The sequence below is a fragment of the Bradyrhizobium macuxiense genome (assembly GCF_007993935.1).
GTDB classification, from domain to species: Bacteria; Pseudomonadota; Alphaproteobacteria; order Rhizobiales; family Xanthobacteraceae; genus Bradyrhizobium; species Bradyrhizobium macuxiense_A.
Genome location: NZ_VITY01000002.1, coordinates 549,007 through 561,232, shown reverse-complemented (window position 1 = coordinate 561,232; position 12,226 = coordinate 549,007). Strand labels below are relative to the sequence as shown.

Here is a 12,226-nt window from a genome sequence, read left to right as displayed (position 1 = left end):
TCGCCTAGCCTATGAGGCCCTGACGTGCCGGATCGCGAAGCGCGAACGACTTCAGACGCCGGGCCTTCGTCAGCGCCTGTCCGAAAACTTCGCCCGTATGGACCAGTTCCTCGCGGGTGGGTGGAATGTCCAGGATGAACGTTCCGTAGCCGGCGGCGGCGTAGCGCGCGAGCTCGTCGGAGACGACGCCGTAGTCGCCGACCAGATACGGGCAGAACGTCTTGTAGTTCTCGAACGGCACCAGCCAATAGGGCGTGTCCTGGGCGGCGGTCTCGGCCGCGAGATCGGACATCTGCTTGTGCCACGCCGAGTCCGAGACCTTCATGGCCAGCTTGTGCGCGAGTTGTCCCTTCTTGTCGGTCGGGAAGCGCGTGTGTGCGACCTGCCAGGCCTCCTCGGCGCTCGCACGGGCGATGATGCCGACGCGGATGCCCGAGCCGGTGCAGTCGGCGGCGTCCGCCTGCACATACTCTGCGGCCGGCTTGGGATACTTCACAGGCGTCGCGCCCAGCGCCTTGGCGGCCGCGAGCCCCGCTTCCGAGGAGCCCGACACGAACACACCCGGCAGCAGCTCCTGCGGCAGCGGTGGCGTCATCCGCAGATTGCGGACGGAATCGTATTCCCCTTCGAAGGTCACCGGCTCGGCGTTCTCCAGCAGCAGCTTGATGATGCCGGTGTACTCGACGAGCCTTTCGTAGCGCTTGTCATGCGCCGTCGCGTCGCCGAGCGCCGCCAGCTCGGTCGTGTAGCCGCCTGCGACCATGTTCAGATAGAGCCGGCGCCCGTACATCTGCGCGAGCGAACTCACCATCTTGGCGACGCTGTACGGATGCATGTAGACCGGCTGCACCGCCACCAGCGGACAGAGCTCCCTGGTGCTCTGCAGGATGACCTGCGAGACGAGCCAGGGATCGACCAGGGAATTCTCCGTATAGACCAGGATCCCCTTGCAGCCCGCCTCTTCGCTCCAGCGAGCGACCGACTGAACCCGTTCGACATAATCCGCCGCCGGGACCGCGCTGGATTGCGGGCACGTGCTGAAGACTTCGAAGCGAATATCGGACAGCGCATCCATCGTCCACCTCCATGAGAATGGGGTACGGACGCCGTGATTTGGCGGAAAGCCCCGTGACGGTAGCATATGCGGTCGGGAGCTCCCCGACGCAAAGGTGGTACTCCGTCAAGCGATGGGAACTGATGCCCGACTATTCCGGAGCGACGGCGCGGCACTTTTGCGGACTTTGATTTCCCCGGCCTCTCTGCAACGATGCCGCGGAACCTGCTCGAATGTCCCTTGAGCGCGATCCGTCCAGGGGTTGTTGAATATGGCGACAGTAATCGGCATCAGTGGATTCGAGAACTCGATCCCCTTCAAGAAGCAGCACTGGCCGGGCCTGGAGGAACGCGAATATCGGATCTCCCAGGGCCACGATTCGGCCGCGGTGCTGGTGGTCGACGGCAGGATCGTCGCCGGTGCCGCCGAGGAGCGCTTCAGCCGCAAGAAGCACACTGGTGATTTCCCGATCGGTGCGATCAGATACTGCCTGGAGACCGCCGGCCTGAAGCCGGCCGACATCGACGTGATCTCCCACGGCTTCGACTATTCGCCTTACAAAGCCGCCTTCATGCTGGATCCGACGTCCGCCCGGCAATACAGGGAGGTGTTCTCGCGCGAAAAACTGCTCGCGCAAGTCGACGAGCATCTGCCCGGATTCCCCGCCGGCAAGGTTCACCACGTCAACCATCACCTGTCGCACGCCGCCAGCGCCTACTACACCTCCGGATGGGAAGAGTGCCTGGTGGTGGTGCTCGACGGCATGGGCGAGGTCCACGCCGTCACCGTCTATCACGCGCACGACAACGCGATCGACAAGCTCGCGGAAATCACCGCCCAGGATTCCATCGGCATCCTCTATTCCACCCTGACGCTGCATCTCGGCTTCGATTTCAACTCCGACGAGTACAAGATCATGGGTCTTGCTCCCTACGGCGCGCCCGCCCGCCACCGTGCCTTCTTCGAGCGGACCGTGGAGCTGCGCGACGACGGCCTGATCCGGATTCCGCTGCTCCGCCTCAATATCGAGCGACACGATCGCGAAACCTACGGCGCGACGCGACGCCATCTCGGCGAGCACCTGATCCCGGCCCGCTCACCCGATAGCGACGTCACCGACGACCATCGCGACGTCGCCGCGGCGCTGCAGGAATGTCTTGACCGGGTGATGCTCCACATCTGCGGTCATTTCGGCCGCAGCACCGGCCTGCGCAGGCTCGCGATGGCGGGTGGCGTCGCGCTCAACTGCACCGCCAACGGCCGCCTGCTGCAGTCCGGCCTGTTCGACGAGATCTACGTCCAGCCGGCCGCCGGCGACGACGGCTCCGCGCTCGGCGCCGCGCTCTGGTCGGCATCGCGCGATCGCGGCGTGAAGAATGTCCGGATGCCGGTGCCCTTCCTCGGGCCCGCACATGCGCAGACCGAGATCGACAGGGCGCTTGCCGAGACCACCGGCCGCATCGAGATCACGCGCTTTCCGGATCTCGACGAGACTTGCGCGGTGGCGGCGAGGCTGATTGCGGCCGGACGCGTGCTCGGCTGGTACCGCGGACGCATGGAGTTCGGCCCGCGCGCGCTGGGGCACCGCAGCATCCTGGCCGATCCCGGTCATCCGGAGATGCGCGACCGCATCAACGCGATGGTCAAGATGCGCGAAGCCTTCCGCCCGTTCGCGCCGGCGGTCAGCCTCGAAGAGGTGCATCGCTGGTTCGAGGTGCCGAAGGGGCTCGAGCTTCCCTACATGATCATGACCGCCGACGTGCGTCCCGAGCATCGCGCCGCGCTGCCGGCGATCACGCATGTCAACGGCTCGGCGCGGGTGCAGACGGTCGACGTCAGGGACAATCCGGAATTCCACGCGCTGCTGCGGGCCGTCGGCCGGGCGACCGGCCGCGAGATGGTGCTGAACACGAGCTTCAACGTGAAGGGACAGCCGATCGTCAACACCCCGCGCGAGGCCATCGATACCTTCCTCGGCACCGGCATCGAGTATCTCTTCCTCGAGAACGCGCTCGTCCGCCGCGCGGGACAGAGGTAGCCGGCATGCTCCGGCGCTAAAAGATGAGGGGGCCGAAGCCCCCTCGCAGATTCAGCGGCGGTGGCCACCGTGATGCCCGCCGCCGTGATGCCCGCCGCCATGGTGTCCGCCGTGATGGCGGTGTCCGTGATGATGATGGCGCGGATAGAAGTGCGGACGATGATGCCATCCGTGATGACGCGGTCCGTAGCCGTAGCCCGGTTGCCAATAGCAGCGGCCCCAGCGATCGCAGACCTGGCGCACCTTGTCGACATTGGACGTTTCGCCTGCGATGTGGCTGGCCTGCGGAAGCCCGTTCGGCAGCGCCGACGCCGCGCCGGACATCAACGCTGCGCTTCCGAGCGCGGCCAATCCAATAACGGCAAGCTTGATATTCATCGAAATCTCCTTGGTTGAAGCCAGAAAACGTTCATGCGGCCGCCTGGTTGCTGCGACAAAAAAGACAGGCACGTGCACTTGGTTCTGGCGCCGCCGGTTCAACGCAGGAAATGCGGGTGTTGTGAGGTCGCCCGATGTGCGGGCGACAATTGGCCGCGCGACACAATGGCGAGGCGCAAGCAAGCGGCTAGAGCGTAATTGCGTTCGGATCCAGTCGCATCGCTTTCCCGCGAAGGCGCTCTACTGCGTGGTCAGCGGATGTTCGGCGGTCTTGTTGAAGAAGGCCGCTTCCTCGGCGGTGGCTTCGAGGAGCTGCTGGTCCTGGTCGTAGACGTCGTTGCGGAACTGGATGACCCGGTCCTTCGTCATCCACGCCGTGAGGTAGATCCAGGCCACCGGCACCTTCTTCAGCATGCGGATGTCCTGACGCTGTCCGGTGCCGATCGCGGCGTCGATGGCGGCGCGGGTCCACTGCGGCTGGTCTTTCAGCAGCCATGCCGCGAGATCGCGGACATTGTCGACGCGCGAGCAGCCGTGCGAATCGAAGCGATAGTCGTCGCTGAACAGGCTGCGCTGATTGGTGTCGTGCATGTAGACCGAATAGGAGTTCGGCATGTCGATCTTGACCGCGCCGAGCGCATTCCATGCACCGCTCTGCTGCCGCACCGTGACGTTCGGCGCGTGATCGGCGGACCAGTCGACCGAATGCGGATCGATCGGGTTGTCGTGGGCGTCGATCACATCCATGTGCATGCGCGACAGATAGGTCGGGTCCTTGCGCATATGCGCCGCGATCTCCGTCTTCGTGATCGATGACGGCACCGTCCAGGTCGGATTCAGAATGACGTCGGTGATCTCGGACGTCAGCGTCGGCGAGGGCTTCTCGGTCTTGCCGACGATCACGCGATAGCGCCGCACGACCTTGTCGTCCTCGACGGCCTCGGCGAAGGTCGCGGGAATGTTGACGACCACATAGCGCTGCCCGAACTGGAAATCCATCTGGTCGAGCCGCTCCAGCGAGGCCTCGAGCTGCTTGATCCGCTTCTGTACGGGGACGTTGAGCGCAGCCAGTGTGCGCGGCGTCACCGTGCCGGTTGCCGCGAGCCCATGGCGTGTCTGGAAGTGCTTCACCGCCTCGGCGACGACCTCATCATAGGCGCCGGTGGTCTTGTCGGCGGCAAGGTCGCCGGTGATGATCAGGCGCTTGCGCAGCAGATCGTCACTGGCGCCTTGGACGCCCAACGCAAATTTCGCGTCCGCGGCGATCGTGGGCCAACCGCCGCGGGCGGCGAGATCGGAATAGCTCTTGACCACGTCGCGAATGCGTTGGGCGCTGCCCTGGTCGTAGGTCGGCTCGTGCGACAACGCGAGCGCGGCAGCCGACCGCGTCTCCGCGACCGAGGCCGACGCAGCCGGCTTGGCCTGGCCGGGCTGGGTGGCCGCCGGTGCCGCAGCCGGCACGGCATGATGGGGTGGGACCGCCGCAGCCGGGCCGAGCGCGCCGGCGGTTTGGGCGAATGCCGGCTGAGCCGCGAGCATGGTGGCCACGACGACGAGTGTCACTCTCTGCATATCGCGTTTCTCCGGACTGCGCCGCTTGCGCGAAAATCTGAAGGCAGGCCGCGGCCGTACCAATGGAGCGGGCGGCGCGTTCGTTCGGAGGTGATGATCTATCCCGAGAGCGTTGCGTCTTGATTAAGTTTTGGTTTGCGGCCGGTACATTGCCGCAACCGTCTTGCCGCGCCAGGGCTGGAGGCGTCGAACGGACAAGGAAAAAGCGCTGCCATCGCCGATGGCAGCGCTTTGACATCTTCCTGGCCACCCCGATCGACACGTGCTGATCCCGATGACCAGCCGCCGGCCAATCCGCTCGCCCTGGTCGGTCGCGTTCGCGGCGTCGCGACCGTACCTGTGCTCCCGCTCAGTCTTCGTTGGCGGCGATCGATTCCATCAGCGACACCAGCTGGCGCTGCACGGTCTGGTCCTTGATCTTGCTGTAGGCGCGGAGCAACCGGAGGCTGAACGCGCTGTCGAGGAACAGCAGGCTCTCGACTTCGCGGGCCTTGTTGTCGCCGTCGTAGAAGAAGGTGACAGGCACATCCAGCGCGCTCGCGATCTGCTGAAGGCGCGCGGCGCCGACGCGGTTCACACCCTTCTCGTACTTCTGAACCTGCTGGAAGCTGACGCCCAGCTTGTCGCCGAGCTCGGCCTGCGAGATCTTCTGCTCGACACGGCGCAGGCGAATCCGCTTGCCCAACTCAATGTCCGGCTTGCCGGCACTGCGCTGCTTCATCTTCTTTGCTGCTGATCTGTTCATTCTGGTGACCCGTCCTTCAAATCGAGAATCCCTGGCCCGGTCGGGTCAGGGACACGTTCATGATGTACCGCGTTAAGCTCGAGTGGATCGTCAGTTCGTCCGAACTACGAAGTCCAAGAAGATCGCGGGATGGTATCCAAACGCATTTGCGCGTTGGAAGCACCCAAGTACCGACTCGGTCGACTACCTGAAGTCGACCGCGCCAAGGTGTCTACCGACACCCCGCCCTCTACATTTGGCAAAATATTGACCAAACCACAACTAGCGCGAGTTTGATCGACACAGATTTTGCGCGCATGCTTACTGGGCGGCAATGCACTGCGCCCGTAGTTCTACGGGCAGCCAATATTGTACGAGCGTCCTAGTATGGATGCAACCCCAGCTAGTGCATCCTGAGGTCGCGGTGACGGTCAGCGGTTGCTTGACTGAATCGCCGCCAATGCGAAAAGTTTGACGTAAGTCCAAGTCAGGCTTTCGGAATGTTGCTGGACAATTGCCCAAAAGTTCTGAATCATCGGGAACAATTGTGCGCCTACGGAAAGCCGGCGAACTCTGGCAGGAGAGGCCAAATGAAGCGGAAGAGGGGAACACCTCGACTCTACCTCGCGGCTTCGGGAGTGGAAGACATGCCGGTCGCAAATACGGAAGAACGGTTGCTGGCGCTGCTGGCAACCCTGGAAGAGTGTCAGGCATTTCTGACTGACCGGGCGAACACGGAGACGGCGCGGCTGCTGTCCCTTGCGATCCTCGAGCTTCGGATGGAGCTCCACAAGGTGACGGATTCCGAGTTGAGGGCGCTGTGCGACATGATTGCGTCGGACGAGCCGGTGCAGGAACCGGCGACCAGGCAGTTGCCGCCGTATCTGCGGCTGATCAAGTAAGCCCGCGCCCCGCGCCCCGCGCCATGCGCGGGACGCTTTTGGCCCTGTGCCGCGTGGTTCAGCCCGCGGTGACGTCAACTGCCTCGGCGCCTTCGAGCACGCGGCGCGCCTTGTCCCGATCCAGGTCACCTTCCCAGGCCGCAACCACGACGGTGGCGACGCAGTTGCCGATCAGATTGCCGACTGCGCGTGCCATGCCGATGAACCAGTCGACCGAGAGCACCAGCACGAGGCCGATCGCCGGGATGCTTGGCACGGCGTTGAGCGTCGCCGCCAGGATGACGATCGCGGAACCCGGCACGCCATGCGCGCCCTTCGAGGTGATCAGCGACACGCCGAGCACGAGCATCAGATCGCCGAACGACAGCGGCGTGTTGGTGGCCTGCGCGATGAAGACGACCGCCAGCGTCAGGTAGATCGAGAACGCATCGAGGTTGAACGAATAGCCGGTCGGAATCACGAGACCGACCACCGAGTCCTTGACGCCGAAGCGCTCCAGCTTGCGCATCACCTGCGGCAGCACCGCGTCCGAGGATGCGGTCGCGACCACGATCATCAATTCCTCGCGCAGGTAGCCGAGGAACTTGAGGATGTTGATGCCGGCGAGCGCCATCACGGCGCCGAGCACGCCGAGCACGAAGACGGCGACCGAGACGTAGAACAACGCCACCAGCGACAGCAGCTGCTTCAGCGAGCCGACGCCGTATTTGCCGACCGTGTAGGCGACGGCGCCGAGCACGCCGATCGGGGCGAAGCGCACGATCAGGCCCATGGCGCGGAACAGCACGGTCGAGACCGCGTCGATGAACGAGGAGATCCGCTCGCCCTTCTCGCCGCCGACCAGCGCCAGGCTGACGCCGAAGATGATGGCGAAGAAAAGCACCTGCAACACGTCGTTGCGCGACAGCGCGTCGAACGAGGTGGTCGGGATGATGTTGAGCAGGAAGCTGCCGATGCCTTCGCCCTTCAGCTTCTGCGCGTTGCTGGCGTAGTTGCCGAGCGCCTTGGCATCAAGCGTCGTGGTATCGATGTTCATGCCGTGACCGGGCCCGAACAGATAGGCCAGGATCAAGCCGACCACGAGCGCCACCGTCGTCATCGCCTCGAAATACACCAGCGCCTTGACGCCGACGCGCCCGACCTTTTTGAGGTCGCCGGCGCCCGCGATGCCGTGCACCACCACGCAGAACACGATCGGCGCCACGATCATCGAGATCAGCTTCAGGAAGGCGTCGCTGAAGATCTTCAGCCCGACCGCGAAATCCGGCGCCGCCATGCCAATGATGATGCCGAGCAGCAGCGCGACGAGCACCTGCACGAACAGTGATGTGTAGAGCGGCTTGCGTGCCGTGCTGGCTTCCGCTGCGATGGTCGACATGAATTCCCCCTGTTTCCGATCGTCCGAACCCGCCCCATCTTAGCAACTTGCGTGCCAAGATGTCGCGGGATTGGGCGCCGTTGGCCCGGTCAATCGCCGGTTTCGAGGGTGCTGGTCACCGTGTAGACGACGCCGTGGGGCAGGAAATCGACCGTGGCCTCGCCGCCGAGCTGGTCGCGGGCGCTGCGCTCGATCAGGCGGGAGCCGAAGCCGCGCTGCACCGGCGCGGTGACGTGCGGGCCGCCGGCCTCCGTCCAGATCATCCGGAGCTTCGGTGTTGGGCCTTCCTCAAGGATTTCCCAATCCAGCGTCACCGTACCGCTGTCGTTGGACAGCGCGCCATATTTGGCGGCGTTGGTCGCCATCTCGTGCAGCAGCATCGACAGCACCAGGGCAAGCCGGGGCGACAGCGGCACCCGCGGCCCGAACATCCTGACCCGCTCGGAGGTGCTGCTCAGCAGATACGGCCGCAGCACGCGGCTGATCACGTCCTGCAGGTCGGAGCCCTGCCATTTGTCGGTCGAGAGCAAATTGTGCGCCTCGGCCAGCGCGCCGAGCCGTCCCTCGAATTTCTCGCGCTCGGTGCGGCTCGCGCTGCGGAAGGTCTGCGTGGCGATCGATTGCAGGATCGCCAGCGTGTTCTTGACGCGGTGATTGAGCTCCTCGATCAGGAGGTCGTGCAGCTTCTCGCCGCGCGCGATCGTGGTCGCCATCCGCACCGCAAAGGCGAGGCCGACCATGAGCAGGACGCCGCCGATCACGGCGGTGATCGCAAGCGAGCGCCACAGCGGCGCCACCAGCGAGCTCTCGGCGATTCCGGCCGCGACGGTCCAGCCGGTGAGGCGAGACCGCGTGAAGCCCGTAATCAGCGCCACGCCTTCGAGCGAGACGGTCGGCAGTGTCGCCTCGCTGCGGCGGAACATCTCGGCAAACAACGTTGGCGAGGCACGCTGCCCGACGGTCGCCTGCGGATTTGGTACCCGCGCCAGGTTGACGCCGTCGCCATCGAAGATCGAGATGGTCCAGTCCTGGTTCAGGCGCTGCTTCTCGATCATCGCCTGGAAGACCTCGATCGGCGGGCTGAAGGAGATGTCGTAGAGCACCTCGTCGTCGCGGATCACCGGCACCTCGACGGTGATGATCAGTTGCTGCTTCACCTCACCGAAAAACAGGTTGGAATATTGCGGCTGCCGCGTCGCAAACACCTTCTCGACGATCCCGAGATTGTTGCGCGGCGGCAGGCTCGCGGTGTCCGGCGTCAGCGAGGAGAACGCCTGGCGTCCCGCACGGTCCGCCACCAGCACCACGCCATCCTTGCCGTACTGGTCGAGGAAGCCGGCTGCGACGCGGCGGAAATTGCCGAACTCGCCGTTGCGCAGCGAGTTGGTCAGCGCCAGCACCTGCAGCCCGCCGGTCATGCGCTGCATTTCTGCATCGAGCAGCAGGCGGATGCTGCGCGCCGTTTCCAGCACGCGCTGGGTGGCGGCCTGACGATCGCGCTGGTAATTGTGAAACACGATTCCGACCGCGAAAACGATCAGCGGCAACATCGTCCCCGCGACCAGAAGCGCGAGACGCACTGGCAATGTCAGTTTCGGCACGATGTCCCCGGGTGGGTGCCCGTTTGCGGTGAGCTTAGGGGAAGCGGGAAAAGTCCGCCAAAGGAAATGACTGTGGTCGGAAAAATTCCGCGGCGCACACCCTGCGCCGCGGAAGAGTCATCGGTCAGAGATTGCTCTCGGTGATCGCGGCGTAGACCATGGTGCGCAGCTCGCGCCGCAGCGGATAGGCGCTCGACGGCAGCACCTGGGTCATGAAGATGGTGATCAGCTCTTCGGCCGGATCGATGAAGAACGACGTCGTCGCGGCGCCGCCCCAGTTGAATTCGCCCGGGCTGCCGGCGATCAGCGTCTGCGCCGGGTGCATGGTGACGGCGAAGCCGAGGCCGAACCCGATGCCGTTATAGGCGGCCTCGGCGAACATCGAGCGCGACATCGCCGGCAGGTCGACGCCGCCGGGCAGGTGGTTGGAGGCCATCAGCTTCAGCGTCTTCGGGCCGAGCAGCCGGACGCCGCCGAGCTCGCCGCCGTTGAGCAGCGCGCGGCAGAAGGTCAGGTAGTCTGCCGCGGTCGAGCACAGCCCGCCGCCGCCCGAGACCAGCGAGGGCGGCGACAGGAACGAGCTGGTCGTCGGATCGTCCTGCAGGGTCAGTGTGCCCTTGCGCTCGGCGGCGAGCGGGTTGAAGCCGCCCTGCGGGTCGGCGGAATAGCAGGCGGCAAAGCGATGCGCCTTGTCGGCCGGCACGAAGAAATCGGTGTCGTTCATGCCGAGCGGCTTGAAGATCCGCTCCTTCAGGAACTGCTCGAACGGCATGCCCGAGATCTTGCCGACCAGATAGCCGAGCACGTCGGTGGAGACCGAGTAATTCCAGGCTTCGCCCGGCGAGAACTCCAGCGGGATCTTCGCCAGGTCCTCGATCATGCTGTCGAGCGTGCCGGCCTTGATGACCTCGCCGATCTTCTTCTCGCGATAGGCGGCGTCGACATTGGAGCGCTGCTGGAAGCCGTAGGTGAGGCCCGAGGTGTGGCGCAGCAGGTCGACGATCTGCATCGGCCGCGTTGGCGGGCGGGTCAGGAAGGCGGGCGCAGTGCCGGCGACGAACACGCCGAGGTTCTTCCATTCCGGAATGTACTTTGCGACCGGCTCGTCGAGCGCGACCTTGCCTTCCTCGACCAGCATCATGAAGGCGACCGAGGTGATCGGCTTGGTCATCGAATAGATGCGGAAAATCGTGTCGTCCTTCATCGGCGCCTTGCGCTCGAGATCGGCAAAGCCCTGGACGGTGGAATGCACGATCTTGCCGCGGCGATAGATCAGGACCTGCGTGCCCGGAAAGCGGCCGGAATCGAGGTAGCGGCTCTTCAGATGCGCTTCGAGGCGGTTGAGCGCGGTGGTCGACATTCCCGCGGATTCGGGCGAGGCAGGCGTGGGAGCTAACATCGGGCAATTTCTCCGGCTGGCGAGGCAGCCTTGATAGCCGAAAAGTGTCCGCTGCACCAATCGGCCGCTGCTTACCGGCCCCGTGCCGGTGGTGTACGCTCGCCCCTGCAATCGCGCCCCAAAGGGCCCTCAAGGGAAACGCCGAGATGACCCAGTTCAACGAAACCGAGCTCACCGCCGCCGTCATCCGCAGCTTCGACCAGACGCCCGATCCCAGGGTCAAGTTCCTGCTGCAGGAACTGGTGAAGTCGCTGCACGATTATGTACGCAAGACCGATCTCACCTTCGAGGAGTGGGACCACGCGATCGGCTTCCTGACCCGCACCGGGCAGAAGTGCACCGACATCCGCCAGGAGTTCATCCTGCTGTCCGACGTGCTCGGCGTGTCGATGCTGGTCGACGCGGTCAACCACAGGCATCGCGACGGCGCGACCGAGACCACCGTGCTCGGCCCGTTCTATGTCGGCGAGCACAAGGTGACGCCGCACGGCACCGACATCTCGGCGAGCCTGCCCGGCGAGCGCATGTTCGTGCAGAGCCGCGTCACCGACCTCAACAGCAAGCCGCTCGCCAATGTGCCGGTCGATGTCTGGCACGCCGATGACGACGGGTTCTACGACTCGCAGAAGCCGAGCTATGCCAGCGAAGGTCCGTCGTCGCGCGCGCGCTTCATCACCGATGCCGATGGCCGCTTCTTCTTCCGCACCATCGTGCCGTGCAGCTACCCGATCCCGACCGACGGCCCGGTCGGGCAGATGATCACGCAGACCAACCGGCACCCGATGCGGCCGGCGCATGTGCACTTCCTGGTCAACGCCAAGGGCCATGAGCCGCTGATCACGCATGTGTTCGTCGAAGGCGATGAGTATATCGATTCCGATGTGGTGTTCGGCGTGAAGGACGAACTGATCGCCAAGGTCGAGAAGCGCGCCGATCCTGTGATGCCCGACGGTCAGCGCTCGGATGGGCCGTGGAGCCTGATGACTTACGAATTCCACGTGAAGCCGGGTGGCGGAATGGCGCCCGCGCCGCTCGGCACCAAGGTCACCGAAGACGCCTGATCGCGTCGTCCAAAACCTGCTGCTCAAATCATGTGCGGCGCACAAGAATTGAGCGAATCGCATTCTTTGGCAGCGCGCAGAGACCTCTGCGCGCTGCGACAAGTTGCGCAAAATATTGC

The 12,226-nt window shown here is 64.6% G+C and carries 10 protein-coding genes; 3 read left to right on the top strand and 7 right to left on the bottom strand.

Going from position 1 to position 12,226, the window contains the following annotated elements:
• Positions 1–4 precede the first annotated feature (4 nt).
• Complete coding sequence (locus tag FBZ93_RS06720; RefSeq protein ID WP_146985148.1) at positions 5–1,075, bottom strand: LLM class flavin-dependent oxidoreductase; 1,071 nt, start codon at positions 1,073–1,075, stop codon at positions 5–7.
• 250 nt (positions 1,076–1,325) lie between these two features.
• Between FBZ93_RS06720 and FBZ93_RS06715 the strand changes: the two genes are divergently transcribed.
• Positions 1,326–3,092 (top strand): carbamoyltransferase family protein, encoded by a 1,767-nt coding sequence (locus FBZ93_RS06715; protein WP_146985147.1) that lies wholly within the window; start codon positions 1,326–1,328, stop codon positions 3,090–3,092.
• Between the two features lie 51 nt (positions 3,093–3,143).
• On the opposite strand, the gene FBZ93_RS40515 is transcribed toward FBZ93_RS06715, so the two are convergent.
• From FBZ93_RS40515 to FBZ93_RS06700, 3 genes are all read right to left on the bottom strand, one after another.
• Positions 3,144–3,470 carry a hypothetical protein gene (locus FBZ93_RS40515; RefSeq protein ID WP_167528945.1) on the bottom strand — a complete coding sequence of 109 codons (327 nt, stop codon included), beginning with the start codon at positions 3,468–3,470 and terminating at the stop codon, positions 3,144–3,146.
• Positions 3,471–3,710: 240 nt separating this feature from the next.
• Entirely contained in the window at positions 3,711–5,042 is a 1,332-nt protein-coding gene (locus FBZ93_RS06705; RefSeq protein WP_146985146.1) for a L,D-transpeptidase family protein, read from the bottom strand.
• Positions 5,043–5,391: 349 nt separating this feature from the next.
• On the bottom strand, positions 5,392–5,787 hold the full coding sequence (locus FBZ93_RS06700; protein WP_094194089.1) for a helix-turn-helix domain-containing protein: 396 nt from the start codon (positions 5,785–5,787) through the stop codon (positions 5,392–5,394).
• A 569-nt stretch (positions 5,788–6,356) separates the two neighbouring features.
• On the opposite strand from FBZ93_RS06700, the gene FBZ93_RS06695 reads away from it, so the two are divergent.
• Positions 6,357–6,668 carry a hypothetical protein gene (locus FBZ93_RS06695; protein WP_146985145.1) on the top strand — a complete coding sequence of 104 codons (312 nt, stop codon included), beginning with the start codon at positions 6,357–6,359 and terminating at the stop codon, positions 6,666–6,668.
• A 58-nt stretch (positions 6,669–6,726) separates the two neighbouring features.
• Here the strand turns inward: FBZ93_RS06695 and FBZ93_RS06690 are convergent, their stop codons facing one another.
• The 3 genes from FBZ93_RS06690 to FBZ93_RS06680 form a co-directional block, all read right to left on the bottom strand.
• Positions 6,727–8,046: a dicarboxylate/amino acid:cation symporter gene (locus tag FBZ93_RS06690; protein ID WP_146985144.1), complete on the bottom strand. Its 1,320-nt coding sequence runs from the start codon at positions 8,044–8,046 to the stop codon at positions 6,727–6,729.
• An 89-nt stretch (positions 8,047–8,135) separates the two neighbouring features.
• Positions 8,136–9,647, bottom strand: a complete 1,512-nt coding sequence (locus FBZ93_RS06685) for a sensor histidine kinase (RefSeq protein WP_167528944.1) — start codon at positions 9,645–9,647, stop codon at positions 8,136–8,138.
• A 124-nt stretch (positions 9,648–9,771) separates the two neighbouring features.
• Positions 9,772–11,046, bottom strand: a complete 1,275-nt coding sequence (locus FBZ93_RS06680; RefSeq protein WP_146985143.1) for a serine hydrolase domain-containing protein — start codon at positions 11,044–11,046, stop codon at positions 9,772–9,774.
• A gap of 146 nt (positions 11,047–11,192) precedes the next feature.
• On the opposite strand from FBZ93_RS06680, the gene FBZ93_RS06675 reads away from it, so the two are divergent.
• Complete coding sequence (locus FBZ93_RS06675) at positions 11,193–12,107, top strand: dioxygenase (protein WP_146985142.1); 915 nt, start codon at positions 11,193–11,195, stop codon at positions 12,105–12,107.
• Positions 12,108–12,226 lie beyond the last annotated feature (119 nt).